Annotated in this window: 24 protein-coding genes; 9 read left to right on the forward strand and 15 right to left on the reverse strand. The window is 68.8% G+C overall.

What is annotated here, in order from left to right:
- Window positions 1–42: 42 nt before the first annotated feature.
- Window positions 43–786 (forward strand): hypothetical protein, encoded by a 744-nt coding sequence (locus tag ACGFNP_RS18995; protein ID WP_358317060.1) that lies wholly within the window; start codon window positions 43–45, stop codon window positions 784–786.
- On the opposite strand, the gene ACGFNP_RS19000 is transcribed toward ACGFNP_RS18995, so the two are convergent.
- Window positions 761–1,219: a nitroreductase family deazaflavin-dependent oxidoreductase gene (locus ACGFNP_RS19000; RefSeq protein ID WP_358317057.1), complete on the reverse strand. Its 459-nt coding sequence runs from the start codon at window positions 1,217–1,219 to the stop codon at window positions 761–763. The two genes, ACGFNP_RS18995 and ACGFNP_RS19000, sit on opposite strands and share 26 nt — an antisense overlap.
- Window positions 1,220–1,335: 116 nt before the next feature.
- Between ACGFNP_RS19000 and ACGFNP_RS19005 the strand changes: the two genes are divergently transcribed.
- Window positions 1,336–4,677, forward strand: a complete 3,342-nt coding sequence (locus ACGFNP_RS19005) for a WD40 repeat domain-containing serine/threonine protein kinase (RefSeq protein WP_393320080.1) — start codon at window positions 1,336–1,338, stop codon at window positions 4,675–4,677.
- 7 nt (window positions 4,678–4,684) lie between these two features.
- Here ACGFNP_RS19005 and ACGFNP_RS19010 read toward each other — a convergent pair whose 3' ends face one another.
- Entirely contained in the window at window positions 4,685–5,320 is a 636-nt protein-coding gene (locus ACGFNP_RS19010; RefSeq protein WP_358317052.1) for a TetR family transcriptional regulator, read from the reverse strand.
- A gap of 85 nt (window positions 5,321–5,405) precedes the next feature.
- Here ACGFNP_RS19010 and ACGFNP_RS19015 point away from each other — a divergent pair, with 85 nt between their 5' ends.
- The gene (locus ACGFNP_RS19015) at window positions 5,406–6,341 is read left to right on the forward strand and encodes a zinc-binding dehydrogenase (protein WP_393320084.1); all 936 of its coding nucleotides are present in this window, start codon (window positions 5,406–5,408) and stop codon (window positions 6,339–6,341) included.
- On the opposite strand, the gene ACGFNP_RS19020 is transcribed toward ACGFNP_RS19015, so the two are convergent.
- Window positions 6,338–6,550, reverse strand: a complete 213-nt coding sequence (locus ACGFNP_RS19020) for a DUF397 domain-containing protein (protein ID WP_214639044.1) — start codon at window positions 6,548–6,550, stop codon at window positions 6,338–6,340. The two genes, ACGFNP_RS19015 and ACGFNP_RS19020, sit on opposite strands and share 4 nt — an antisense overlap.
- Window positions 6,541–7,362 (reverse strand): helix-turn-helix domain-containing protein, encoded by an 822-nt coding sequence (locus ACGFNP_RS19025; RefSeq protein WP_393320087.1) that lies wholly within the window; start codon window positions 7,360–7,362, stop codon window positions 6,541–6,543. The genes ACGFNP_RS19020 and ACGFNP_RS19025 overlap by 10 nt, the downstream gene beginning before the upstream one ends.
- 232 nt (window positions 7,363–7,594) lie before the next feature.
- On the opposite strand from ACGFNP_RS19025, the gene ACGFNP_RS19030 reads away from it, so the two are divergent.
- The gene (locus tag ACGFNP_RS19030) at window positions 7,595–8,020 is read left to right on the forward strand and encodes an ATP-binding protein (protein WP_393320090.1); all 426 of its coding nucleotides are present in this window, start codon (window positions 7,595–7,597) and stop codon (window positions 8,018–8,020) included.
- A gap of 8 nt (window positions 8,021–8,028) precedes the next feature.
- Here ACGFNP_RS19030 and ACGFNP_RS19035 read toward each other — a convergent pair whose 3' ends face one another.
- Both ACGFNP_RS19035 and ACGFNP_RS19040 read right to left on the reverse strand, forming a co-directional pair.
- The gene (locus tag ACGFNP_RS19035) at window positions 8,029–8,379 is read right to left on the reverse strand and encodes a VOC family protein (RefSeq protein ID WP_393320093.1); all 351 of its coding nucleotides are present in this window, start codon (window positions 8,377–8,379) and stop codon (window positions 8,029–8,031) included.
- A gap of 56 nt (window positions 8,380–8,435) precedes the next feature.
- Window positions 8,436–9,299, reverse strand: coding sequence for an oxidoreductase (locus tag ACGFNP_RS19040; RefSeq protein WP_393320096.1), 864 nt, complete (start codon window positions 9,297–9,299; stop codon window positions 8,436–8,438).
- Between the two features lie 176 nt (window positions 9,300–9,475).
- Between ACGFNP_RS19040 and ACGFNP_RS19045 the strand changes: the two genes are divergently transcribed.
- Complete coding sequence (locus tag ACGFNP_RS19045; protein ID WP_393320099.1) at window positions 9,476–9,874, forward strand: plastocyanin/azurin family copper-binding protein; 399 nt, start codon at window positions 9,476–9,478, stop codon at window positions 9,872–9,874.
- A 114-nt stretch (window positions 9,875–9,988) separates the two neighbouring features.
- Here the strand turns inward: ACGFNP_RS19045 and ACGFNP_RS19050 are convergent, their stop codons facing one another.
- The 6 genes from ACGFNP_RS19050 to ACGFNP_RS19075 all read right to left on the reverse strand — a co-directional run bounded on the left by ACGFNP_RS19050 (window position 9,989) and on the right by ACGFNP_RS19075 (window position 16,584).
- Window positions 9,989–10,270 (reverse strand): hypothetical protein, encoded by a 282-nt coding sequence (locus tag ACGFNP_RS19050; RefSeq protein ID WP_393320102.1) that lies wholly within the window; start codon window positions 10,268–10,270, stop codon window positions 9,989–9,991.
- 179 nt (window positions 10,271–10,449) lie between these two features.
- Window positions 10,450–10,683 carry an ATP synthase F0 subunit C gene (atpE, locus tag ACGFNP_RS19055; RefSeq protein ID WP_358317033.1) on the reverse strand — a complete coding sequence of 78 codons (234 nt, stop codon included), beginning with the start codon at window positions 10,681–10,683 and terminating at the stop codon, window positions 10,450–10,452.
- A gap of 645 nt (window positions 10,684–11,328) precedes the next feature.
- Window positions 11,329–12,618: a homoserine dehydrogenase gene (locus tag ACGFNP_RS19060; protein ID WP_358317030.1), complete on the reverse strand. Its 1,290-nt coding sequence runs from the start codon at window positions 12,616–12,618 to the stop codon at window positions 11,329–11,331.
- Window positions 12,615–13,997, reverse strand: coding sequence for a diaminopimelate decarboxylase (gene lysA / locus ACGFNP_RS19065; RefSeq protein ID WP_393320105.1), 1,383 nt, complete (start codon window positions 13,995–13,997; stop codon window positions 12,615–12,617). Before lysA ends, ACGFNP_RS19060 begins: the two co-directional genes overlap by 4 nt.
- Window positions 13,998–14,118: 121 nt before the next feature.
- The gene (locus tag ACGFNP_RS19070; RefSeq protein ID WP_393320108.1) at window positions 14,119–14,724 is read right to left on the reverse strand and encodes an anticodon-binding protein; all 606 of its coding nucleotides are present in this window, start codon (window positions 14,722–14,724) and stop codon (window positions 14,119–14,121) included.
- A 12-nt stretch (window positions 14,725–14,736) separates the two neighbouring features.
- A complete protein-coding gene (locus ACGFNP_RS19075) occupies window positions 14,737–16,584 on the reverse strand; it encodes a hypothetical protein (RefSeq protein WP_358317025.1) in 1,848 nt (615 codons plus the stop codon).
- 70 nt (window positions 16,585–16,654) lie between these two features.
- Between ACGFNP_RS19075 and ACGFNP_RS19080 the strand changes: the two genes are divergently transcribed.
- Both ACGFNP_RS19080 and treS read left to right on the forward strand, forming a co-directional pair.
- Entirely contained in the window at window positions 16,655–18,289 is a 1,635-nt protein-coding gene (locus tag ACGFNP_RS19080) for an asparagine synthetase B family protein (protein ID WP_393320111.1), read from the forward strand.
- Window positions 18,290–18,549: 260 nt separating this feature from the next.
- Window positions 18,550–20,250: a maltose alpha-D-glucosyltransferase gene (gene treS / locus ACGFNP_RS19085; RefSeq protein WP_358317022.1), complete on the forward strand. Its 1,701-nt coding sequence runs from the start codon at window positions 18,550–18,552 to the stop codon at window positions 20,248–20,250.
- On the opposite strand, the gene ACGFNP_RS19090 is transcribed toward treS, so the two are convergent.
- Genes ACGFNP_RS19090 through ACGFNP_RS19100 form a run of 3 tightly spaced genes read right to left on the reverse strand, consistent with a single transcriptional unit; the run spans window position 20,242 to window position 23,734 of the window.
- Window positions 20,242–22,509: an FtsX-like permease family protein gene (locus ACGFNP_RS19090; RefSeq protein ID WP_393320114.1), complete on the reverse strand. Its 2,268-nt coding sequence runs from the start codon at window positions 22,507–22,509 to the stop codon at window positions 20,242–20,244. The two genes, treS and ACGFNP_RS19090, sit on opposite strands and share 9 nt — an antisense overlap.
- Complete coding sequence (locus tag ACGFNP_RS19095; protein WP_358317018.1) at window positions 22,506–23,231, reverse strand: ABC transporter ATP-binding protein; 726 nt, start codon at window positions 23,229–23,231, stop codon at window positions 22,506–22,508. The genes ACGFNP_RS19090 and ACGFNP_RS19095 overlap by 4 nt, the downstream gene beginning before the upstream one ends.
- On the reverse strand, window positions 23,228–23,734 hold the full coding sequence (locus tag ACGFNP_RS19100; protein WP_358317016.1) for a PadR family transcriptional regulator: 507 nt from the start codon (window positions 23,732–23,734) through the stop codon (window positions 23,228–23,230). Before ACGFNP_RS19100 ends, ACGFNP_RS19095 begins: the two co-directional genes overlap by 4 nt.
- Before the next feature lie 128 nt (window positions 23,735–23,862).
- Between ACGFNP_RS19100 and ACGFNP_RS19105 the strand changes: the two genes are divergently transcribed.
- A complete protein-coding gene (locus ACGFNP_RS19105) occupies window positions 23,863–25,110 on the forward strand; it encodes an ABC transporter substrate-binding protein (RefSeq protein WP_358317014.1) in 1,248 nt (415 codons plus the stop codon).
- Window positions 25,111–25,117: 7 nt separating this feature from the next.
- A complete protein-coding gene (locus ACGFNP_RS19110; protein WP_393320119.1) occupies window positions 25,118–26,440 on the forward strand; it encodes an ABC transporter substrate-binding protein in 1,323 nt (440 codons plus the stop codon).
- The last annotated feature ends 6 nt before the right edge of the window (window positions 26,441–26,446 follow it).

Here is a 26,446-nt window from a genome sequence, read left to right on the forward strand (position 1 = left end):
CGGCGCCGAACCAAACTCCGCGCAGTCCATCGCATCGCGACAATGGATCAAGCTCGCCGGGACGTCGGGCGAGCTCAACGAGCAGCGGGAAGCGGTCCGTCTGGCCTCGTACTCCCTCATCTTCGACGCCGGCCAGGGCTACTACGGCTACCTGCGCACGGGCGGCACCTTCGGCAAGACGCCCTACCAGGAGGCGCTGGTCGCCTGACCATCATCGGCTTCATCACCCTGAACGTCACCGACCGCGTTCCCCACCTGGTCAGAACGGGACCCCGCCATCGCGTCACCGACTGGGCCATCGGGCGCGCCTTCCGCTTCTACTTCGCCGGCCGGGCCGACGGGGTGCTGGCCACGCACGAGGCGGCCGAGCCCCCATCGGCCAAGAGCCGCATCGCCGTCTATGGGCTGGACGGAAAGCGGCGCAGGTTCTACACGGGCGTCGGCGTCTTCGATGAATGGAGCGCCGGGACGGTCTCCTCACCTTCGGGACGCTTCTTCGCCACCTTGGTGCGTAAGGACGACAACGCGCGTGACATCGGCATCGTCGAGGCGTCGACCGGGAAGATCCTTCACCGGGTCGGCGGCCGGGACATCCAGGCCTTCGCCGGGTGGTACGACGACGAGCACGTCATCTTGAAGCGGGTGCGCGGCAAGACCGTTACTTTCCAGCGCGTCGGCTTCTCCGGCGTCGCCGACCTCGATCTGATCAAGGAGAAGCTCGTTGCCGGTCCCGCCGACTACGAGCCGCACCTGGCGCGGGTCAACTTCGTCCCTGCTCAGCAGTGACACGCTCCAGAATCACCAACGGAATCTGCCGCTCGGCTTTGCGCTGGTACTCGTCGTAGAGAGGAAAGACCGACGCCATGTTCCGCCACAGCGGCTCTCTCTCCGCATCGGTGGCGGTACGGGCTCGCGCGCTGAACACGTCCGCCAGAACCTGCACCGTCACCTCCGGATGCTCGACGAGGTTGAGGTACCAGGCCGGATGGCTGTCGGCCCCGCCGTTGGACGCCACCAGAAGGTACCGGTCACCGTCCTGGCCGTAGATCAAGGCCGTGCGGCGCAGCTTGCCGGACTTCCGGCCGCGCGTGCTGAGCAGCAACGTCGGCCATTCCTGGTAGAGGTGGCCGTCCTGGCCGTCCGTCTCCACGTATCGGCGGATGTGGTCGGCCACCCAGTCCGTCGGGCTGTCCAGCACTTCTTCGCTGTGTTCTGTCATCGTTCCTCCGTTGGGGACGCGAACAGGCTCGTACATGAACAGGGGTTTAAGTCAAGCGGGCGAGATACGGAGTAACGCCACGCAACCATCTGGTCGCGCCGATAGTCCAATCCGTCATGCGCAGCACACTCATCGACGGCGACCCGCAGCGGCTCGGGGAATACTGGCTGGCCGGCCGGATCGGGGCGGGCGGGCAAGGCGTCGTGTACGAGGCCTACGACCCGGCGGGCGCCAGGGTCGCGGTCAAGGTGCTCCGCGGCGACCCGGTCAGCCGGCCCGAGCTGCGCGATCGCCTGGCCAAGGAGGCGGTCGCGGCGCAGCGGGTGGCCTCGTTCTGTACGGCCAGAGTGCTCGGCGTCCATCTGGAGGGGTCCAGGCCGTACATCGTCAGCGAGTACGTCGAAGGCCCGAGCCTGCGCGCGGCTGGGCGGGTGTTCCGCGGCGACGACCTGCACCGGCTGGCCACGGCGATCGCCACGGCGCTGACCGCCATCCATGACGCGGGCGTCGTGCACCGTGACCTCAAGCCCGACAACGTGCTGCTCGGCCCCGACGGGCCCCGGGTGATCGACTTCGGCGTGGCCCGCACGCTGGAGATGTCGCTCACCGCCACAGGAGAGGTGGCGGGCACGCCCAGTTACATGGCGCCGGAGGTGTTCTCGGGCGAGCGGGCCGGGCCGCCCGCGGACGTGTTCGCCTGGGGCGCGATCATCCTGTACGCCGCCACCGGCGAGGATCCGTTCACCGCGGAGGCGCTCGGCGCGGTCATGCACCGCGTGCTCTCCCACGAACCCGACCTGGCCGCGCTGCCCGACCCGCTGCGCCGCCTGGTGCGCGCGGCGCTGGCCAAGGAACCAGCACGCCGCCCGACCGCGCGCGAGCTGCTGCTCGGGCTGGTCAACAGCGACGGAAGGCTCGACACCGCGCGGCTGCTCGAGCAGGGCGCCGGCGACGGCGAGCGGATCGGGATCACCGCCGACGACCCCTCGCTCGGCGTCATCGCCGAGGACGCCTACTCCGCTCTCGGCCCCGCCGAGAAGGAGCTGGTCCCCGAGCTGTTCCTGCGGCTGCTCACGGTGAACGCCGAGGACGAGCTGGCGCTGCGCGAACTCCGCAGGTCCGAGCTCCCCGACGGTATCGAGCGAGTGCTGGACGCGTTCACGTACCTGGTCTCCAAGGGAGATCCGGTACGGCTGCTGCGCCCCGCCCTACCGCTGGCCTGGCCCCGGCTGCGCGCCTGGATCGCCGCGAACCGGGACGGATTGGTCGTGCACCGGCAGATCTGGACGGCGGCGGAGCGCTGGGAGGAGCACGGGCGGAAGGACGCCGACCTGTTCCACGGCAGTTCGCTGGACGACGCGCTGAGCTGGGCCGCGGCCGACCGCAGGAACATCACACTCACCCCCGGCGAGCGGGACTTCCTGTCCGCGGCCGCCGCGCTCAACAGGCGCCGATCCCGCAGGACCAGGCTCCTGTCCGTCGGGCTCGCCGTGCTCCTGGTGCTGGCCCTGGTCGCGGGAGGTCTGGCCGTACGGCAGAGCATCATGCTCGCCGACCAACGCGACGTGGCCGAGTCCGCCCGGCTGGCCGGGGTGGCCGACACGGTGAGAGGCAAGGACCCCGTCCTGGGCATGCTGCTCAGCACGGCGGCCGCGCGGCTGTCCCCCACGGCCGAGGCCAGGTCGAGCCTGTTGGCCTCGGTCGTCGACCAGGGCGGCGCGGCCTTTCACGACCCCGACACCGGGCCCGACGTGGTGCGCGCGCTCAGCGCCGACGGCCGCTCGCTGATCAGCGTCAGTCCCGACGAGGTCAGGGTATGGGACCTGACGACCGGCAGGCGGACGGGCGGCTTCACCGGGCTCGGCCTGACCGACAGGCGCCTGCGCCAGGCCGCGGTCAGCGAGGACGGGCGGCTGCTGGCCGTCGCCGACAGCGAGGGTGTCGGCCTCTGGGAACTGGCCACCGGCAAGCGGACGGGCCGGCGCCTGCCCGCCACCGAGATGCTCGACCTGAACATCGGCTTCAGCGGCGGCCTGCTCATCGTCGACATCGGACAGGGCAAAAGCGCCTACAACCCGCGTACCGGAAAGACGACCGCGCTGCCCACGCTCGTCAAGGCCGCGATCCATCCGGGCGGCGACTACGCCGTGGCCGGACGCGAGCGCTGGGCGCTGCCGTCGGGCAAGGCACAACGCGGTTTTCCCGGCATCTGCGGCGACTGCAGCCCGGTCTCGGCGTTCAGCCGCGACGGGCGGCTCCTGGCCATCTCCGACAACGGCGGCCTGGTCGTCTTCGACGCCCGTACCCGCAAGGAGATCACCACGATCGCGGACTGGGAACCCATGGCGACGCCGGTGTTCAGTCCGGACGGCAAGGTCCTCGCGGGGATCGGCTCGACGATCAGGCTCTACCGGCTGAACGCCGACGAACCGCTGATGCTCGAACGCGCCATAGCGGACCCGGTGTCCGCGGTCGCCTTCGGCCCGACCGGACTGCGCTACCTGAGCGAGGACACGGTCATCACGCTCCAGCCGTACGTCGCCGCGGACGAGACCGTGGACGAGATGGAGTTCAGCGCCGACGGCCGGCTGCTCGCCACGCACGCCCTGGGCTCAACCAAGATCACGCTGAACGGCAAGGCGTTCGAGGCGGGGACGCTCCAGGACTACGACAGCGAGCTCTCCTTCAGCCGGGACGGCAGGCGGCTGGCGATCAGACGGAGCGACGATGTCACCGTCCGGGACACCGCCACCTGGCACGAACTGGCCAAGGTCCCGGCCACTCCCGACTCGGACGGCGCGCTTCCGGCCCCGGCCGGACTCTGGACGACCGACCAGAAGACCTTCACGCTCTGGCAGGTCCCCGGCGGCAAGCGGCTCAAGCAGGTGACCAGGCCGCGCCTGCTCGGCTGGACGGTCGCCGCGGACGGGCGCCTCATCGGCCTGGACGCGAGCCTGCTACGCCTGGTGGACCTCGAGACCGGGCGCCGGTTCGGACCGCGACTGCCGTTCTCCGGCAACGCGGAGGAGGTCTGGTTCAGTGCCGATCTGAAGCTGGTCGCGGCGAACTTCGCCGGCAAGGTGGGCATCTGGGACACCAGCACGGGCGCGCAGGTCGGCGACTGGCTGCGGGTGGGCGGGGTGTCGTGGACCGCCGCCTTCTCGGCCGACGACCGGCTGTTCGCGTTCGCGTCCCAGGAGAAGTCGCTGATCGTCTGGGACGTACGGCAAGGCCGGCCGGTCGGACCCACGATCCGGCTCTGGGACAGCGCGCGGTCGATCGCCTTCTCCGCCGACTCCGCCGAGCTGCTGGCCATGGGGAGGATGGGGCGGCTGACCAGGGTTCCGTTGGCGATCAAACCGCTGGTGAAGGCGGCGTGCGCGCGGGCCGGCCGGGCACTGACCGAGGCCGAATGGACCCGGTATCTGCCAGGCCAGCCGTTCCGGAAAGGGTGTTAGGACTTGTTCAGGAGAGCGTCATCGTGACACTGCCCGGGATCGCGGCGAACGCATCGCGAAGGCGAGCGGAGAGGTCGTCACGGCTCGCGGGTCCGGACTGAAACGTCCACTCCTCCAGCGCACAGTGGAAAGCCGAGATCATCATGTCGAGGGCCAGCCGGAGCCGCAGGTCGTGCGGGTCGGCCGGACCGAAGCGCTCCCGCAGGATCGTGATCGCGGTACGGGTGGTGCGGTCGCAGAACTGCAGCCCGTGCGCGTTCATCGACGGCGTCTCGGCGGCCAGCCGGCGGGAGAGCTGAACACGCTCCGCCCAGCCCTCGGCGGGCATCCGGTCCAGCGCCGTGAGCAACGTGTCCCGCAGCAGCACCAGGAGCGTGCCGTCGGTCGGCTGCCGGGTCTGGAGATCGTCCAGAAAGGCGGCCCACAGATCCTGAGTGGGCGCCATCGCGACGTCTTCTTTGCTGTCGAAGTAGCGGAAGAAGGTGCGCTTGGACACCTCGACGGCGGTGCAGAGCTCATCGAGCGTCGTGCCGTCGAAACCCCGCTCGGTGAACTGCTCCAGCGCGGTGTCGATCAGCGCCAGGCGGGTGCGGAGCTTCTTGCGCTCGCGTAGCGGCAGTCCGCTGAGGATCTCGGTGCTCATCACCCCTAGCGTATCTCGTGCGCGAACGCCTCCTATAGTCTTGTGCCACTCAGTGGCATAAACCTCTCAGTGAAGGTGAGAACCCATGCGCGCTCTGCTCGTCGACCGTTCCGCGCCCGGCGGCCTGAGGCTCGGTGAAGCGCCCGATCCCGTACCCGCCCAGAACCAGGCGCTGGTACGGGTGACGGCGGCCTCCCTCAACTACGGCGAGGTCGCGTTCGGCATCCAGAACGCCCCAGAGGGGACCGTTCTCGGCTGGGACGCGGCGGGGATCGTGGAACGCGCCGCCGCCGACGGATCCGGCCCGGCCGCCGGCACGCGAGTGGTCACGCTCGCCGGCGACGGCGCCTGGGCCGAGCTTCGCGCCGTCGACACGGACCTCATCGGCACCGTGCCACAGGATGCCGACCTCGGTGCGATCAGCACCGTCCCGGTCGCGGGCGCCAGCGCGCTCCGTGCACTCCACCGGATCGGCCCGATCCTCGGCAGGCGCGTGCTGGTCACGGGCGCCACCGGCGGGGTCGGGCGGTACGCCGTACAGCTGGCTCACCTCGGCGGGGCCCAGGTGGTGGCCTCCACCGGCGACCCGGCCGCGCACGACGAAAGCCTGCGAGCGCTCGGCGCGGACGAGGTGGTGTCCGGGCCGCACGAGATCACCAAGCCCGTGGACGGTGTGGTGGACCTGGTGGGCGGTGACCAACTGGTGTCCGCATACGACCGGCTGGCCGAGGGCGGCATCCTGGTCGCCGTCGGTCACTCGGCGAACAACGGCGAGAACTTCCCCTTCGGCGCCTTCTTCGGCGACCAGGGACGGCACGATCGCTCGATCGTCACGTTCTTCCTGCTCGGCTGCCAGGGATTGGCGCCTGACCTGACCTGGCTGGCCGGCCGCCTCGCCGCCGGTCGGTTGGACCCGCAGATCTCGTGGCGGGGTTCCTGGCAGGAGGCCGCCCAGGCGACCGCGGCCCTCCTTGGCCGCCGCCTGCACGGCAAGGCGGTACTCGAGATCGAAGCCCGCTAGAAGTCGAATTCGCCGTTTCGCCAGCCCTTGCCGAACGCGGCCCAGACCGAACCACTGACCACCCACGGCTCCATCTCGGGACGCTCGGTGTCCCGCATCGCGACCCGCCCACCGCTCAACGGGGCGACCTCGATGCAGTCTCCGCCGTTATCGCCCGAGAACGACGACTTACGCCATGCCGCCGTCCTCAGTTCCTCACTCAATTCCATGCCGCCATCAACCTCTCTTTGATCAGCTTCAGCGATACGTGCTGGGGAAGGGCCTCCGCACGTATCGCCTCGTATCTAACACTCAGGTCGGCAACCTCATCCGGCGCATCCCGCACCTGGCCTTGCCCCGCCGACTCCAGATAGGCAGCGTCCGGCATTCCGTTGGCTTGTGCCAGGACGAATCCGCCGAGGAGGCCGGTAGTGGAGAGGGCTGAGTAGGACAGCACCTGGATGGTGATTCGAGTGCTTTCGGCCAACGCGATAAGATGTTCGAATTGATGACGAGTCACGGCCTCGCCTCCAATCGGACGGTACAGGATTCCTTCATCCAAAACAGCCCAGAACATCGGCGGGTTCGAGCGGGCGAAGATGGCCTGCCTCTCCATCCGAGCCGTCAGCGCCTCCTCCGCCTGCTCCTTTGTCGTACCTGGCTTGCCGTTGAAAATCGCGCGAGCATAGTCGGTGGTTTGAAGCAGTCCCGGGACGATGAGCGGTTGCCACGTCCGCAAGACCGTGGCGCTCTGCTCGATCTCCAGCCAGGGCCGGAACCACTTCGGGCTGCGCTCCCGGCTGATGCTCGGCCACCGGGCGAGAAGCTCGCCGGATAGGCCCAGCGCCTCCTCGCAACGTTCGGTGAAGTCCTTGCTCGGGTTTCTGGCGGCCCGCTCGACGCTGCCGACGAGGCTCGGACTGAAACCGACTCTGTCCGCGAGCTGTTCGAGGGTGAGCCCTTTGTCGATACGGAGTTTCCGCAACTCGCATCCGAAACGAGCCAGTGGTCCAGCGTCCGGGTCCAAATCCTTGACGCTCATTCAGCACCTCCGCCGTTCTGTCGCCACGGAACCACACACGCCGACACACACAACACGTGCCTAATCTGTGCGGCGATTGTCCTGCGGACCTCTCACTTAACGTAGTCGTTCGCTGGCACTGTGAGAGGTGACTTCCGAGAGACATCTGCGTGAGAGGTCAGTTCTTACACCGGACACACAATCTTGTGTGCAGGCGACAAGCAAAGCGACCGGACAAAGTCGGTGATTCCCCATGCTCATGCGAACAGAGGATGTAACGCTCATCGGAGCGACCAGACTGCGCCGCAGCGACAAAGCACCGAAGCAGGCGCGAGCAGCCGTCGCGTGGTGGCTCGCGACCGGTCCTCCCGTGCTGCCGGACGCGCAACAGGTCGTCAGCGAGCTGGTCACGAACGCCTGCACGCGCGTGGAGGGCGGCGTGGATCGCGAGTGGGTCGCGGTAAGCCTCAGCCTCGGCCCCGACTTCATTCGCATTGAAGTCACCGATCCCGGAGCTTTCGCCTCCGAACCTCACATTCCCGATTATCCGCCACTGGAAGTTGAATCGGGGCGAGGCATTCGGATTGTCATGGCGCTGTCCGAGAACAACTGGGGAACGTTCATCAAATCATCGGGCCATCGCGTCGTATGGGCCGATCTGAAAATTCCGAGCCCATGAAGACGCGGTCAGACGGGCTGCCAGAGCTCGATCCGATTGCCTTCAGGATCGGTGACCCAGCCGAATCGACCGACACCCTCCATGTCGTGCGTTTCTTCGGCCACGTCCGCGCCCTTGGCGCGCAGTTGCGCGACCATCGCATCCAGGTCGCGGACCCGGAAGTTGAGCATGGTCTGCTGGGCGCGGGAGAAGTAGTCGGCCTCGGACTCGAACGCCGCGAACACCGTCGGCCCGGCTTCCTGACTCCACAGGCCGTGCTCATCGGCGTCCAGGCCTAGGCAATCGCGATACCACGCACTCAGGGCCGCCGGGTCGGCGGCGCGCATGAAGTATCCACCGATTCCAAGCACTCGTTCCATGCGGCTATCTTGCCAGGACTGCGATCGAGCGGGCTGACCCGGCACCATCCCCCGGCTTACCCAGCGAGCTCGGCGACGTCTTCCGTGCTCAACCTCAGCGCGCCGGCAGCGATGTTCTCTTCCAGGTGAGCCAGTGAGCCGGTGCCGGGGATGGGCAGGATGTTCGGCGATCGGGCCAGCAGCCAGGCCAGGGCCACCTGCGGCACGGTCGCGTGGTGGCGGGCGGCGACGGCGTCCAGGCGCTCGGCGGTGAGCGGCTGGAAACCGCCGACCGGGAAGAAGGGGACGTAGGCGATGCCGGCCTCGGCGCAGGCGTCGACAAGTGGGTCGTCATCGCGCCGGGACAGGTTGTAGAGGTTCTGGACGCAGGCGATCGGCGCGACCTTGCAGGCCTCGGCGAACTCCTCGGCAGTGACGTTGGAGATGCCTATGTGGCGGATCAGGCCCTCCTCGCGCAGCGCGAGCAAGGTCTCCAAGGGTGCGGTCAGTGGTGTCTGGCTGCGGTCGCGGTCGCCCATCCGCAGGTTCACCACATCCAGGCGGTCCACGCCGAGAGAGCGCAGGTTCGCCTCGACGCCACGGCGCAGGCCATCGGGCGTGAGGCCGTACATCTTTGCTGCTGGTAGGGCGATGTCGGAGCCCTCGACCAGCGCCCCCACCTTGGTCACGATCACCAGGTCGTCCGGGTAGGGATGCAGCGCCTCCCGGATCAGCTCGTTGGCCGCCACCCCGTCACGCGAGTAGTAGTGCGAGGTGTCGATGTGGTTCACGCCGAGCTCCACGGCCCGGCGCAGGATGGCCAGGGCCGTCTCCCGGCTGGGCGGCTCGTCGCCTCTCGGCCAACCGGTCAGCTTCATCGCGCCGTACCCGACCCGCGCGACGCTCAGGTCGCCACCCAATGCCCATCGTTCCGTCGTCACGGTCACTCACCCTAGACGTCCCAAAGCAGCCTAGGTCCACGCAACCGTAAAGCCGTTGTGGCGAACAGTCGGCACGGTGCTGAAGATCTCGCGGGTCTAGCGTTACACGCGCCCGGGAATACGGAGAGGGCATCTGCCATGGCTGACATCGATGCCGCGATGAAGGGATGGCGATCATGTCCGCTGCGATTCGTTTCATAGGCACGCCCCGTCTGGCGATAGGGCTCATCGCCGCCGCGCTGACACTGGCGGTCGGCGGGGGCACGACTGCCGCGGCAATGCCCCGGGCCTGGGCAACCGATACGCCTGTCACGGTGACCGAGCGGGAGTTCTCTCTCACGCTCTCGACGAAGACCTTCAGCCCAGGGACCTACATATTCACGATCAACAATGCGGGGACCGCCTCGCATGGCCTGTCGATCAAGGGGCCCGGCGTCAACTCCACCTCCAGCATCATTGCAGGCGGAAAGACGACGAAGCTCACTGTCGCGCTGAAGAAGGGAACGTACGAGCTGTGGTGCCCGGTGGATAATCACCGCTCGATGGGGATGATGACGACGATCAGCGTGAAATAGCGACCCAGCGGTGCGCTTTCTCGCCACCCACGCCTCTTCCAGGCCTGTGAAGGGGAGTGCGCCGATGTTCCGCCGGGCCGCGCCCAGAGCACTCTCCGGGGTGCCGTGCGGTGGTTACCACCAATAGTCGAAGGAGTAGCCGCTGACGGGAGAGTAGATGATGGGACCGACCGTGTATCCGCTGTCAGCCATGGCGTTCCGTACGTCGATGCAATCCTGCTTGTAAAATCCGCAACGGTATGTATCCCCGCCGGCGATCGCGCCATTGCTCGGAAGTTTTACGGTGTCCGCCTTCACCGACGCGCTCGCGGCCACCGCGCCCATGCCGACGGTCAAAGGAGCTGTGAGCAGCGCGGAGAGGACGATTTTGGCCGCGAGTTTCGACTGCATGCGCATAGTTCCTCCTAGAGAGGATGTCACCGAGGATCGATTTCTCTAGGAGCGTGACATAACACGCTGTCGTCACGGTGTCGTCAGCCTGTCGGAGCCGACCTCGCACTGCGGTCGCTCGCCATTCAGCGATGATCCGATGCCATAGAAAGACATTCTCATCGCTCATCACAGAACCGCGCGATTTACTGGATGACCTTAAAGATGAACGGCGCGACCAGGCCGAGCAGAGCGAGGGCCTCGGTGAGGACGAAGCCGAGGAGCATGTTCTGGCGGATCAGGCCGTACGCTTCCGGCTGGCGCGCGATGGCCTGCACGCCCTGACCGAAGATGATGCCGACGCCGACGCCAGGGCCGATGGCGGCGAGACCGTAACCGATCGCGGTGACGTTGCCAGAGACCTGAGCGAGAACATCCATTGCGATTCCCTTTCCGAGCGTCCGGTGAAGCGCAGTATCACGGTTACCACCATTAGTTCACGTGGACAGCGGCGAAAAGAATATTCAGTCACACCAAGTTGTACGGAATCACTCGTCAATAAACGCGCTGGACAAACCGGTTTGAGCGTTTTACGTCCAGACCAGGCCGGAAGGACCCCGGCCAGGTCTGGACGTGCTCGGGTCAAGGATCCATCGCCCACTCAGGTCAAGGGTCCGCCTGCGTTCAGGAGGGCGAAGTCCCCCTGCGGAAGAACGCCCGAGCACGGCAAGGCCCATGCATGTAAGAGCGTGTCAGAGTCGCCTTCAACCCGCATCACGCGATTTACAGCGCGTCGAAACAGCGACGCGTGTTGCCGGGAGCCTGTGAGCACAAGCTACTTCGGCATGAATTCCGATGCCCGAGGATTACGATCCTTCCGGCCATCGCTGCCCCGGCCTGCCAGTGGACGCGGTCAGGCCAAGGGTCCGCCTGCGTTCAGGAGGGCGGAGCCCTCCTGTGGAAGGACGCCCGAGCGTAGCGAGGACCATGCCCTTGTGGGGGTGTGGGGGGCGCCGAGCCCCCCACAAAACACTGCCCGAGCCCTCAAAGCGCGAAGCGCCAAAACCGGCGAAGGACCTTGCTTGTCAGAGGTCGCCTTCGACCCGCATCACGCTGGCCACGGCTCGTACGATGTCGAGGTCCCGGAGTTCCTCCATGGTCGCCGAAAGTGCCGCGTCGGTGGCCCGGTGCGTCACGATGACGAGTTGGGCGTCGTCACCGTGCCCCTCCTGCCGCACCGTCTGGATCGACACGTCATGCTTGGCGAACAGGTCGGCCACCCGGGCCAGCACGCCCGGCTTGTCCGCCACGTCCAGCGCCACATGGCACCGCGTCACGGTCTCCCCCATGGGATGCACGGGCAGGTCGGCGTACGTCGACTCCGCCGGGGCGCGGGTGCCCGCCAGGCGGTTGCGGGCCACGGCCACCAGGTCGCCGAGCACCGCCGAGGCCGTGGGGGCGCCGCCGGCGCCCTTGCCGTAGAACATGAGCTGCCCGGCCGACGCCGCCTCCACGAAGACCGCGTTGTACGCCTCGCGTACCCCGGCCAGCGGGTGTGTCCGGGGGATCATCGCCGGGTACACCCGGACCCCGATCGAGCGGCCGTCGTCGGAGCGGGCGCAGATGGCCAGCAGTTTGATGACGTAGCCCATGGCCTTGGCCGAGGCGACGTCGGTGGCGGTGATCTCGGTGATGCCCTCGCGGTGCACCTCCGCCGCCGTCACCCGGCTGTGGAAGGCCAGGCCGGCCAGGATCGCGGCCTTGGCGGCGGCGTCGAAGCCCTCGATGTCGGCGGTGGGGTCGGCCTCGGCGTAGCCGAGCGTCTGGGCCTCCTCAAGAGCGTCGGTGAAGGAGGCGCCCGTGGAGTCCATCTTGTCGAGGATGTAGTTGGTGGTGCCGTTCACGATGCCGAGGACCTGTTTGACGTGGTCGCCGGCGAGTGACTCGCGCAGCGGGCGCAGCAGCGGGATGGCGCCGGCCACGCTGGCCTCGAAGTAGAGGTCGGCGCCGCCCGTGCGGGCGGCCTCGTGCAGGGTCGCGCCGTCCTCGGCGAGCAGGGCCTTGTTGGCGGTGACCACCGACTTGCCGCCGGACAGGGCGGCGACGATCAGCGATCGGGCGGGCTCGATGCCGCCGATGACCTCGATCACGATGTCGACGTCGTCGCGGGTGACCAGTGACTCGGCGTCGGTGGTCAGCAGCTCGGGAGCCACGTCGACGTCGCGTTTGCGGCCCATCCGGCGTACGGCCACACCGGCCAGCTCCAGCGGTGCCCCGATGCGGGCGGCCAGGTCGTCGCCCTGCTCGTGCATCAGCCGGATGACCTGCGAGCCCACCACCCCGCAGCCCAGCAGGGCCACTTTCAGCGGTTTCACAGCTGCCCCCTCAACAGGTCGTCCTCGGTCTCGCCCCGCACGATGACGCGCGCCTCGCCGTTGGTGACGGACACCACGGCGGGCTTGGGCAGGTAGTTGTAGTTGCTGGCCAGCGACCGGCAGTAGGCCCCGGTGGCCGCGACGGCGATCAGGTCGCCCGGCGCGAGGTCGGCGGGCAGGAAGCAGTCGCGCACGATGATGTCGCCGCTCTCGCAGTGCTTGCCGACGATGCGGCTGAGCATGGGCTCGGCGAGGCTCTCGCGGCTGGCCAGCACGGCGGTGTATTCGGCGCCGTAGAGCGCGGTGCGGACGTTGTCGCTCATGCCGCCGTCGACGCTGACGTACGTACGCAGCCCCTCGACGTCCTTGACGGTCCCGACCTCGTAGAGCGTGATCCCGCCGGGCCCGACGATCGTGCGGCCGGGCTCCACGGTCAGCTTCGGCACCGGCAGCCCGGCGTCGGTGCAGACCTTGGTGACGATCCCGCGCAGGCCGTCGGCGATCTCCTTGATGTCGGGGGCCTCGTCGCCCTCGACATAGGCGATGCCGTAGCCGCCGCCCAGGTCGAGCTCGGGCAGCACCACGTCGTGCTCGTCCTTGATCTGCACGAGCAGCGTGGCCAGGCGGCGCGCCGCCACCTCGAACCCGGCCGTGTCGACGATCTGCGAGCCGATGTGCGAGTGGAGCCCGACGAGCTCCAGCGCGGGCAGCGCGAGGATGCGGCGGACGGCCTCGGCGGCGGCCCCGCTGTTGAGCGACAGCCCGAACTTCTGGTCGTCGTGCGCGGTGGCGATGAACTCGTGCGTGTGCGCCTCGACCCCGGTCGTCACCCGGATCATGACCTTGGGCCGCACACCGTACTTCTCGGCGAGGAACCCGAGCCGGGCGATCTCCTCATAGGAGTCGACGACGATGTGCCCGACGCCCGCCTCCAGCGCCCTGGACAGCTCGGCGGCCGACTTGTTGTTGCCGTGCAGCGTGATGCGCGAGGCCGGGAAGCCGACGCTGAGCGCGACCGCCAGCTCGCCGCCGCTGGCCACGTCAAGACCGAGGTCCTCGTCCTGGAGCCAGCGGACGATCTCCTTGCACAGGAACGCCTTGCCGGCGTAGTGGACCTCGGAGCCCGCGAAGGCCGTGGCGTAGTCGCGCATGCGCGAGCGCACGTCGTCCTCGTCGAGCACGTAGAGGGGCGTGCCGTGGTCGCCGGCCAGATCGCGGACGTCCACGCCGCCGATCGTGAGCGCGCCATCGGTCCGGCTCGACGTTCGCGGCCAGATCGAGGGGTTGATCCGGTTGAGGTCGGCAGGCGCCAGCGGAGGGCGCTCATGGGGCAGCATCTCAGCGTGCCGGTCCCCGGCGGGATGGACGAATCGACTCACCCGATCGAGGCTATCGGACCCGTCGAACCCCCCGGACCCGCTGCCCACGTATCGAGACGCGATCAAGCTCCAGAAGGGATATTTTTACGATTTTTCGCCCTTTAGCCGGATATTTTGCCAATCACAGCCGGTCCGGTCCCGGCAGCACCTTGAGCACTGCCGCCGCCAGCCGCACGCGCGCCGTGTGCAGCGGTGCGGGCGGATCGTCTCCCACGGGTACGGCGGGCGCCAGCTCATGGGCGTCGTGGTAGGCCGTCGCCAGCCGTACCAGATAGGTCTCCCACCCCGGAGCCCTGCTCAGGCGCCGCCCCGGCAGCTCGGCCAGCACCCGCAGCACGGCGCGGTCGCGTGGATCGGCGAGCAGCTCCGGCTGGAAGGGCCCGGCGGGGACGCCCAGGTCATGGGCCCACCGCTGGACGGCCGCCGCACGCGCGTGCCCGTAGCGGACGACGAAGCCCGGGTTCGCCCACGTACGAGGGAAATCCGGCCAGAGGTCCGGAACGTCGACCGGCTCCACCGAATCCACCAGCACCCCCGGCACCTCCACGACGATCCGCAGAAACCCGTTGTCCAGCACCTGCGCGGCACCACGCAGCCGCGCCGCCAGCGAGGCGGGCGGGAGGCCGCGACGGAGCGCGGCGGCCGAGACGTAGACCGCCTCCCGCTCCCAGGTGCCCTCCGGCACCGGCGGCTCCCCCAGCACCTCAGCGAGCTGCTCCGGCGTCATGGAACAGAACAGCTAGATGAGCGCGTGCGGCTCGGCCGAGCCGTACTCGACCAGTTGCGCGGCCCCCAGCAGCCACCGGTCCTCCTCGCGCACCCGCACGTAGCCGAACCGGTCGGCCGAGAAGACCTTGATCCCGTCGGCCCGGCACTGCCGCATCAGCACCTCGTCCCACCCGTCGGTGAGGTCGGCGAATCCGAGCTCCCGCAGCGTGTTGCGGCGCGCCAGCAGCGTGGCCCCGGCGATCTCCGGCAGGTAGGAGTATTCGGCGTCCGGCTGCTTGAGCAGCGTCGCCTGCGGCTTGCGGAGGTGGGCGTAGAAGGCGGCCTTGCCGACGATGTCGGCCGTGCTGAACAGGAACGCCCTGCGCAGGTCGGCCAGGTAGTGGGCGCCGTAGATGTCGCGCGGGTCCATCACCGCGACCAGGTCGCCCTCGCACAGGTCGAGGCCGTGGTCGAGCATGGCGCCCGTGCTCGCGGCCGGGTCGAGGTCGCGGAAGACCACGTCGACGCCGGTCAGGACCTCGCGGACGCGCTGCTCGGCGCCGCGCCAGGCGAACACCACCACCTGGGTGACCCCCGACTGCCGGGCCACCTGGGCCAGCGCGTGCTCCAGCAGCGCCGAGTCGGGCACGGGCAGCAGCACCGAGGTGTTGAGGGTCGCGCGTACGGCGGGCAGGCCGATGGCCTCCAGCAGCTCGTCGGTCCGCTCGGACATCGTGCCGGTGGCGTGCGCGCGGCGCAGCGCGACGTGGGCCCGGCGATCGTCGGGCTCGGTGCCGATCGAGGTGTTGCACGCCGCGAGCTCGGCCAGCACCCACTGCGGCGCGCCGGGCGGGCAGGTGACGGCGGCGGGCCAGCGGTAGGAGGTCAGCACGTCGGGGTAGGTCAGGTGCTCGGGCAGGAGCTGGTCGAGCGTGAGCACCCGGTCGATCCGGCCGCCCGCGAGCGGGATCGGGTTGTGCACCCGCGGCTGCACCCCGAAGTGCAGGCGCGGCCAGCCCACGGTGAGATCGTTGGTGAAACGGTGCTCGAACAGCTCCGCGGCGGCCGCGTAGGGGGCGGCGTCGCCCTGCGTGTGCCAGAACACCGTGCGGATCCCCCGCTCGGCGCACCAGGCCAGCAGGGCCTTGAGCCCCTCGCCCGGCTCGCCGGTGATCTCCTCGGCCCACGGCCCCCGCGTGACCGACTCGACCACGAGCAGGTGCGGCACCTCCTGCGGCAGCACCCTGGCGAAGTCGCGCGGCGTGAAGCCGGTCGTCTGCCGCCACTCGTAGCGCAGCAGCGCCTCGGTGTGCGGGTCGGCGATCACCGCGGCGGTGAGGTGCGGGCGGGTGTTGGGGCCGGTGGGCACGCGGAACGGCTTGAGCCTGAAGGAGGCGCCGTTGAGTGTGCGGACGGAGGTGGTGGCCTGATAGGCCGCGCCGGGCCGCTCGTCCTTGTCCTTGCCCGTGACGGCGACGGGCTTGCGCTTGGGGGCGACGGGCCGTTTGACCGGCTTGGCGGCGCCCTTGAGACCTCTGGCCAGGCGGACCGGGTTGCTCTTGCCGGTCCTGATCGCGTCGCCCAGCCTGTTCCAGCGGGCCACCTTGATCGAGGAGAGTTTCCAGTTGGCCACCTCGGCCTGGAAACGCTGCTCGGCGAGCTCCTTGCGGAGCTTTTCCGCGGCGGCGCGCTCGCTCTCCAGCCGCTCCTCCGCGTCCGTGAGCCGCTCGGTGAGCGCCTTGGCCTCAGCGGCGTGGTGCTCGGCCTCCACGAGCCGCGCCTGGGCCGCGTCCAGCAGCCTGGCCAGCTCGGCCGCGTGCTCGGCCTGGGCGATCGCATCACGTAGCGCTCGCCTAGTGCTCTCCAGCTCAGTGCTCACCGAGACCTCCGATTCCTAGCCCGGCAAAGGATACTCTTTTGCGGGAAGCGGCTTGAAGGGATGAGATCCGGTGCAGTTCAACGTGCGGCCCTATGTCTGCGGCGGCCTCGGCCGGATCGACACCGTCGTGCTCGGCAAGCTCGCCGCCGCGGGGCCGCGGGTCAGGCCCGCGCTCCAGACGGCCGAGGCGGCGCTGTTCAGCTCGGCGCCTCTGCCGCCCTATCACCGCGCCGGGGGCTCGTTCGCGTTCTCCTGGGGCGAGCGCCGGCCTTCTGCTCTCGACGGCTGGATGACGGTCGCCGAGACGTACGAGACGCCGGGGCTGATCGGCGACGGCTCGCGGGTCACGCTGCACGCGGGGGCGCTCGGGCTGGTCGACGTCTATTACGTACGGCACGGCGATGCGATCTACTTCTCGTCCCTGATCCAGCCGTTGCTGTCGCTGGTCCCGATCGAGCTCGACTGGTCGGCCTGGGCCTCGATCCTCCAGGTGACGTTCCCGCTCGGTGAGGCCACGCCCTACCAGCGGGTCAAGCGGCTGCCGGGGTCGAGCGCGCTGGTGTTCGACGGCGAGCGGCTGGCCACGGAGCGGGGGCTGCCGCGCTGGCTGCGCAGTGAGCCGTACGAGACGTGGACGAGCGCCCACGAGATCGTGGAGCTCCTGCACGAGGTCTACAAGGACTATGACGGGCGCAAGCTGCTCGTACCGGTCAGCGGCGGCTACGACTCGCGGCTGCTGGCCAGCGTGGCGCGGGCGCGGGGCTTCGACGTGGAGTCCTGGACGACCAGCCCCGACGACGGCACCGACACCGACATCGCCTTCGCCCGCTCGATCACCCGCGAGCTGGGCATCTCCCACCGGGTGATCACCCAGTCCGCCGACGACTACCCGGGCGACGCGGCTGAGGTGGCCCGCCGGCTCGAATACCTGACGCCGCATCACGCCTGGTACGCGCCTTTCGCCAAGGAGGTGCACCGGTCGGGCCGGGTGCTGGTCGACGGCCTGGCCGGCGGGCCGCTGCTGAAGAACTTCATGGTGAGCGGGGCGGCTCTGGAGGCCACCTCACAGGCCGAGCGGTCGGCCGCGGTGCTGAAGTCGCTCAGCCTCGGCGCCCCGTCGCAGCCGTTCCTGTCGGAGGCGGCCGGTGCCTGGATGGACGAGGCCGTGCGCGAGCAGTTCGCCGCCGCGACCTCCATGCTGCACGGGCACCGGGCCGAGCTGCCGCTGTCGGTGCTGCACACCCGCACCGTGCGGGGCATCGCCCGCTCGGCGGTCAACCTGGTCGGGCCCGAGGCGTCGTTCGCGGCGCCGTTCATCCACCCCGACTTTTTCGACGCGGCGCTGTCGGTGGGAGTGGCGCGCAAGGACAAGGGCCGCTTCTATCGCGAGGTGCTGCACGCCGCCAACCCGCGGGTGGCGGCGCTGCCGTCCACGAACGTGGTCAAGCAGCCCCTGCTGCGGGTTCCGCTGCGGTCCACGGCCGCGCCCGCGCGGGCGTACGCGCACCGCATGCTGGAGACGGTGGCCGCGCGGGTGCCCGGCCTGCTGTCGGACGAGCTGCACATGGTGATCGCGGGCGGCCCCGACGCGCTGACCCGGTTCAGCGGGTGGAACGACCGGTTCTGGATCCGCGGGCTGGTGCTTTTCGGACTCTGGCTGAGCGACTTCGAGAACGACCTAAGTGATGTGTCATCCCCTTTCTGATGAACTCTCGGTAACATCACGGTTACGTAGCGATCTCGCGGGTATTACGACGAGCACAGCACAAGCGGGTTCCGGAAAGCCAACGGGCTGGTAGTGTTCGGCCCGTAAGCGCCGCACAAGCGGGCACCGGGTCACAAATCCGGTCCGTTCAGGGCATGAGGTTCGCAGGGATGACGACCTCAGGCGGCGCGGTCACCAGCTAGTAACGCCGGGGAAACCGGTGACTCCGTCCTGCCCACATCTCCTTCTGTGAGCGACATATGATCAACGCATCCCCAACACCGGAGCCGATATCCGAGGCTTTCATCTCGGAGGATCCCTCTTGGTACAAGCGGGCGGTGTTCTACGAAGTTCTTGTCCGAGGGTTCAAGGACTCCAACGGCGACGGCACGGGAGACCTGCGTGGTCTCACGGAGAAGCTCGACTATCTGGAATGGCTGGGCGTCGACTGCCTCTGGCTGCTCCCGTTGTACGAGTCGCCGCTGCGCGATGGCGGGTATGACATTTCCGACTACATGAAGATCCTTCCGGACTTCGGGGACCTCGGGGATTTTGTACATCTGATCGAGTCGGCGCACGAGCGCGGCCTGCGGATCATCACCGACCTGGTGATGAACCACACGAGTGACCGTCATCCCTGGTTCCAGGCGTCGCGGCACGACCCGGAAGGGCCGTACGGCGACTTCTACGTGTGGTCCGACGAGCCGACCGGCTTTCCCGACGCCCCGATCATCTTCATCGGTGCCGAGGAGTCCAACTGGACCTACGACCCGGTGCGCAAGCAGTACTACTGGCACCGCTTCTTCCACCACCAGCCGGACCTGAACTATGACAACCCGGCCGTGCAGGAGGCCATGCTGGAGGTGCTGCGGTTCTGGCTGGACCTGGGCATCGACGGCTTCCGGCTGGACGCGGTGCCCTACCTGTTCGAGCGGGAGGGCACGTCGTGCTCGGGGCTGCCCGAGACGCACGCGTACCTGAAGAAGGTCCGCGCCGAGGTCGACCGGCTCTACCCTGACCGGGTGCTGCTGGCCGAGGCCAACGGCTGGCCCGAGGACGTCGTCGAGTACTTCGGCGACCCCACCGTGGGCGGCGACGAGTGCCACATGGCCTTCCACTTCCCCCTCATGCCGCGCATCTACATGGCGGTCAAGAAGGAGACGCGCGAGCCGATCTCGGAGATCATGTCGCGCACCCCCAAGCTGCCCGACACCGCCCAGTGGGGCATCTTCCTCCGCAACCACGACGAGCTCACGCTCGAGACGGTGACCGAGGAAGAGCGCGACTACATGCACAACGAGTACGCCAAGGACCCGCGTATGCGGGCCTACCTGGGCATCCGCCGCCGGCTCGCGCCGCTGCTGGACAACGACAGGGACCGGATCGAGCTGTTCACGGCCCTGCTGCTGAGCCTGCCGGGCTCGCCGGTCATGTACTACGGCGACGAGATCGGCATGGGCGACAACATCTGGCTGGAGGACCGCGACGCGGTGCGCACGCCGATGCAGTGGAGCCCCGACCGCAACGCCGGATTCTCCTCCGCCGACCCAGGGCGTCTCTACCTGCCCGCGGTCATGGACCCGATCTACGGGTTCCAGGCGGTCAACGTCGAGGCGCAACAGCGCCACGAGGGTTCGCTGCTGCACTTCACCCGCCGGATGCTGGAGATCCGCCGCAAGCACCCGGTCTTCGGCACCGGCGCCTACACCGAGATGTGGTCGTCCAACATCAGCGTGCTCACCTACGTCCGCGAGGACGGCGACGACATCATGCTGTGCGTGAACAACCTGTCGAAGTACCCGCAGCCGGTGGAGCTCGACCTGCGGCGCTTCACGGGCATGACGCCGGTGGAGGCACGGGGCGGGGTGCACTTCCCGCTGATCGGTGACCTGCCTTACCTGCTCACGCTGCCCAGCCACGGGTTCTACTGGTTCGCGCTCAAGAACATCCCGTCAGCGTGAGGTGACGGGCACCTGGGCGCGGGCCGCGCGGCGGGCCGGAATGAGCGCGACCGCGAGCGCCGCGCCCACGGCGACCAGCACGGCGATGACAAGAGTGAGGGGCGAGGGCGGGCGGCCGATGCCCGCCCCGACTCCGCTGGTGTAGCCCTGAAGGTCGATCAGCCCGGTCACGACCGAGGCCCCGGCCGCCGTGCCGGCCACGATGCCGAGCACGACCAGCAGCCCGGTGCCCGTCACCAGCGTGGCCATCACCTGCCGCGGTGTCAGGCCCATCGCCTTGAGCACGGCCAGGTCGAACGCGTGGTCGCGTAGCCCGAGGGCACTGGCCGTGAGCAGGTTCGCCAGGCCGATCAGCGCCAGCACCGCGATCAGCCACACGATCACCACCCGGATGACGGACAGCCGGTCGGCCGGGTTGACCACCCGCTGCACGTCCAGGCCCTCCGCCGACGCCGCCAGCAGCCTGCCGCGCACCTCTCCCGGGTCCGTGCCCTGACGCAGCGCGAGGGCGTAGAACTCGGGCGGCACGGAGTCCTTGGCCGCCAGGCTGTCGAGCCCCACGGAGAGCACCTCGCCGTCGAGATCCGGCTCCACGGTGCGGCCGACGATCCGCACGATCAGCGGCGAGCCGCCGACGGTCAGCCGGATCCGGTCGCCGATCCTGGCGCCCAGCAGATCGAGCAGCCCCTGCCCGGCGACGGCCTCGCCGGGCTGGCCGTACATACGGCCTTCCACGACCGGGAACGGGTACGGGTCGGCTGAACTGCCGAGGGCCCGCACCCTGACCGAGCGGGCCTCTCCGGGCGCCAAGGCGTTGACGTCGGTGCCCGGGTAAACGGTCTGGACGTCCTTGTCGGACTCCGCGATGCGCTGGGCCTCGGCCGCTTCGAGCTTGCCCGGCCTGACGTACAGGCTGGCGTGCTGGCCGACCTGCTCGGGGTGGCTGAGGAAGTTGTCCAGCGTGGACCAGACGCCGAGCCCGATCGTGATCATCATCATCGGCACGGCCAGGCCGAACGCGGTCAGGAACGCGGGCAGCCGCCTGGTGAAGGCGTCCCGGGTGCCGAGGATCAGCGCGGGTGGCAGCCGTACGAGCAGGGCCAGCCGGGCCAGACGCGACAGGTGGCCGCGCGGCGGCGCCGCGGGGGCACCGGGGATGGGCGGCGTGCGCCCGCCGCGCCAGGCGGGCACTCCGACCGCGGCCAGCACGGTCAGCGCGGTGCCGCCCACGATGGCCAGCACGGGTACGGGCGCCACGGAGGTGGTGCCGAGCACCGCCACCGTCACCGCCCACCCGGCGAGCGTGCCGACGCAGACGCCCAGCAGGCCGAGCGCGCCGTGCTCGACCAGAAGCAGCAGGGCGACCTGGCCTCGGGTGAAGCCCATCGACTTGAGCGTGGCCAGGTCGCGCAGCTGACCGAGCACCCGGCCGCCGGCCGCGTTGGCCAGCGCCAGGGCGGCAGCCACCAGCCCGACCACGCCGAACAGCGCCAGCAGCGTGCCGAGCAGCCGGTTGTCGAGCTCCATCGCGGCCCGCACCTCGCGCCAGTTGTAGACGCGCTGCAGCTGGCCCTCCAGCATGACGACGACGCGCTGGGAGACGACCTGGGTGGCGTCGGGGTCGGCCAGGCGCAGCCCGGTCACCCACTCGCTGCGGCCGAGCATGGGCTCGATCCGGTCGAGCGTCTCCGGCAGCACCCAGGCCAGGCCGGGCGTCCACTCGGGGTAGAAGCCCTGCTCGGCGGAGTCGGCGATGCCGCGTACGTACAGGGTGTGGCGCTCGCCGCTCAGCGCGATGATCGAGAAGGCGTCGCCGAGCTTCAACCGCAGTGCCTTGGCGAAGGAGTGCTCGACCACCACGCCGTCGGACTGGGCGGGGTCCAGCCAGCGGCCCTCGGCCACGACCGGATGTGCGACTCGCGGCGGCGTGGCGGGCATCGCGTGCAGCGACGCGGGCTCCTTCTTGCCGTTCTGCACCACGGTGACGGGCGCGGACCGGTAGGGCCCGGCGATCTGGGTGACGCCGTCGATGCCGCCCAGCGCCACCTGGGGGCTGTCCTTGGTGTAGAACCACACGTGGGCACCGTCGGTCTGGGCGAACAGGCTGCGCCACGGGTTGGTGCTGTCTTCGAGCAGGGTGACGGCGGTGATCAGCGCGGCCACGATCCCGGCCACGGCCAGGACGGTGAGCAGCGCCTGGCCCCGCCTTGCTCGCAGGTCGGCCTTGACCCACCGGCCGCCCGCTCTGGCCGTGCTCATCTGAGGTCGATCACCTCGCCCGCCGTCCCCGTACGCCTGCGGGCGATCCGGCCGTCGTCGACGATCGCGCCGTCGAACAGGGACACCAGGCGGTCCGCGAGCGCGGCCACGCGGGCGTCGTGGGTGACCATGATGATGGTCTGGCCGTCCTTGTGCACCTCGGTGAGCAGGCGGAGCACGTCGCGCGTGTTGCGGCTGTCGAGGTTGCCGGTCGGCTCGTCGGCCAGCAGCACGCTCGGCTGGTTGGCCAGCGCGCGGGCCAGCGCGACCCGCTGCTGCTCACCGCCGGACAGCTGGCCGGGCGCGGCGTCGGCGCGTTCGGTGAGGTTGAGGGCGCCGAGCAGGTGCTGCCGGCGTTCGCGGGCCTCGCGGGGCGAGGCTCCGGCGAGCAGCGCGGGCAGCTCCACGTTGTCGGACACGGTCATGTTGGCGACCAGGTTGAAGAACTGGAAGACGAAGCCGACCTTCTTGCGCCGCAGCAGCGCCCACGCGCTCTCCGACAGCGTGTCGACCCGCTTCTCGTCGAGCCAGATCTCGCCGCTGGTGCGGGAGTCGAGCCCGCCGAGCATGTGCACCAGCGTCGACTTGCCCGACCCCGACGGCCCCATGATCGCGACGAACTCGCCCGGCTCCACCTGCAGATCCACACCGCGCACGGCAGGTACGGGCACCGCACCGCCGGAGTAGATCTTCACCAGGTTGACGGCCTTGATCACGCTCATGCCAGGTCCTCCTGACAGCGTTCCAGCCACTCGAGGTCGGCCTGCAGATGCAGCATGGCGCCCTCGATGAGCAAGAGCGCCACGCGGTCGGCCGCCGGCGTGCGGGCGAGGAGGTCGTTGAGATCGCTCATGAGCGAAAGATAGTGCCGCCGCTGCCGGTTGATGAGCGCCATCCGGTCGGCGATGCCGGTGAGCGGCGCCAGGACGAGCTTCATGAAGAACTCGTCACGCACCCGCGGGCCCTCGGTCGGCTCGTCCACCCAGGTGGTGAGCACCTCGCGACCCTTGGCGGTCAGGTAGTAAACCTTCTTGTTCGGACGGTTAGACTGCTCCACATCCACGGCCCTGACCAGGCCGTCCTTCTCCAGCCTGCCGAGCGTCACATAGATCTGGCCGATGTTGGGCGAGGGATAGGCGCTGCCGAAGGTCTGCTCGAGAGCCTGTTTGAGCTCGTAACCATGGGCAGGCTCCTTGGCTAGGAGCGCCAGCAGGTGTGGCCGCACACCCCACCTCCCCCTTGCGTTACGTATGCGTTACGCGGCTATCCGTTGACCGCCACATTACATGTGTGCATAACATGAATGCATCTACCTAACACGAATGTAATCATTCTGAACAGGGAGGTAACAGGGTGCTTCGCTCGTTGCCGATCGTGCTGACCGTCTTTCTGGCGGCCGCCTGCGCGGCGACGGGCGATGAGGGCGGCGGCGACACCGGTACGGGCGGAACAGGCCCGATCACCTTCGCCACCGGACGCGACACCACGGCGTACCTGCAACCCCTGCTGGATCGCTGGAACCAGGCCCACCCGGCCGAGAAGGTGACGCTCCTCGAACTACCCGAGGCCGCCGACGAGCAACGCGCTCAGATGGCGGCCAACCTCCAAGCCCGGAGCAACCGCTACGACGTGCTCGGGCTGGATGTGGTGTGGACTGCCGAGTTCGCGGAGAACGGCTGGATCATCCCCCTGGAGCGCGGGTTCTTCCCGCTCGACAGGCTCCTGCCGCCCGTAGTGGACACGGCGGTCTACAAGAACAAGCTGTGGGCGGTGCCGTACACGAGTAATGCCGGCCTGCTCTACTACCGAACAGACCTGATCAAGAAACCGCCCCGCACCTGGGCGGACCTTCGCCAGCAAGCCCTAGAAGTAACGAAAAAACACGATATTGGGGGTTATGCCGGGCAGTTCCTCGCGTACGAGGGGCTGACCGTGAACTTCTCCGAGGCCGTGCAGTCGGCAGGCGGGCAGATACTCAGCCCCGACGGCACGGAGGTGACCCTCGACCCGGCCAAAGCCACGATCGCGCTGGACTTCCTTCTCCAGGGCCTGCGCGAGGGCTGGATCCCCAAGGAGTCGCTGAGTTACAAGGAGGAGGAGTCCCGCCTGGCCTTCCAGGAGGGGCGCCTCGCCTTCGCCCGCAACTGGCCCCACGCGTACGGGCCGGCGACGGCCAAGCTCGGCAAGAAGTTCGCGGTGACCAGGCTGCCCGGCCTGGACGGCCCGGGATCGAGCACGCTCGGCGGCGTCAATCTCGCCGTCAGCGCCTACTCCGAGCACCAGCGCACGGCACAGGAGTTCATCCGCTACTTCACCGGTCTGGAGAACGAGCGGCGGGTGCTCACCGACGGTTCGTTCCCGCCGGTGTGGACCGAGCTCTACGACGACCCGGACCTGATCAAGCGGTTCCCCTACCTGCCCGTGCTCAAGGAGAGCATCCTCGCCGCCAAACCGCGGCCGGTGAGCGCGAACTACAACCAGATCAGCCTGGTGATCGCGAGCACGGTCGCCAAGGCGCTCAGCCCGCCATACAACGAGTCCGCCGACGACGTCGCGGCCTCAATGAAGTCCGAACTGCAAGAGATCATCAGAACACAGTGAGGCAGCCATGCAAAAAGCCAGAGCAGCAGCGATTCTGGCGGGGCTCGCGGTAGCGGTCGCCGCGTGCGGAAACGCACCGACGACCACGCAGCCCACGGCGTCGAGTTCGGCGTCGGCAACCGAGGCGGGCAAGACGCTCCAGGGCGTCAAGCTCGAGGTCGCCGCCAAGTGGACCGGCGACGAGCAGAAGAACTTCCAGAAGGTGCTCAAGGCCTTCTCGGACAAGACCGGCGCCACGGTGACCTACGCCTCCACCGGTGAAGACACGGGCGCCTACCTCGGCCCGCGCATCCAGGGCGGCAGCCCGCCCGACGTGGCGATCCTGCCGCAGCCGGGCCTGGTGCAGCAGTACGCCAAGCAGAACGCGCTGAAGCCGCTCACCCCCGAGGTGACCAAGGAGATCGACACCAACTACACGCCGTACTGGAAGGAGCTGGGCTCCGCCGACGGCAAGACGTACGGTGTGCTGATCAAGGCCGCGCACAAGTCGCTGATCTGGTACCGCTCGCAGGCCTTCGACGACGCGGGCGTGCAGGTGCCGACGAACTGGGACGAGCTGGTCAAGTCCTCTCAGACGATCGCCGACTCCGGCACCGCCCCGTTCTCCTTCTGCGGCGCCTCCGGCTGGACGCTGACCGACCTGTTCGAGAACGTCTACCTGTCCAGCGCGGGCCCGGAGAACTACGACAAGCTGGCCAAGCACGAGATCCCGTGGACGGACCCCAGCGTGGCCACCGCCCTGGAGAAGATCGCGCAGATCGTGGGCAAGAAGGAGTTCGTCCTCGACGGCAACTCCGGCGCGCTGCAGACCGACTTCCCGACCTGTGTGACCAAGGTGTTCGGCCAGAAGAAGGCGGCCATGGTCATCGAGGCCGACTTCGTGGCCACCCAGGCCACGGCGGACGGTGCCAAGGTGGGCGAGGAGGCGAAGTACTTCCCGTTCCCCAAGGCCGGTGACACCGCTCCGGTCGTGCTCGGCGGCGACGTCGCGGTCGCGATGAAGGACTCCCCCGGCGCCATGGCGCTGCTGCAGTTCCTGGCCTCCAAGGAGGGTGGCGAGATCTGGGCCAAGCTGCCCGGCTACCTCTCGCCCAACAAGAACGTCTCCCCCGACAACTACCCGGACCCGCTGACCAAGGCGCTCGGGCAGACGATCATCTCGGCCGGCGACGCGGTCCGCTATGACATGTCCGACCTGTCGCCCAGCGCCTTCGGCGGGACCGACGGCAAGGGCGAATGGAAGGTGCTGCAGGACTTCCTGCGTACGCCGACCGACATCAAGGGCGCCCAGACCAAGCTCGAGGACGAGGCCAAAAAGGCCTGGAAGTAAAGAGGT

The organism is Nonomuraea sp. NPDC049269 (assembly GCF_043197155.1).
Lineage (GTDB): Bacteria > Actinomycetota > Actinomycetes > Streptosporangiales > Streptosporangiaceae > Nonomuraea.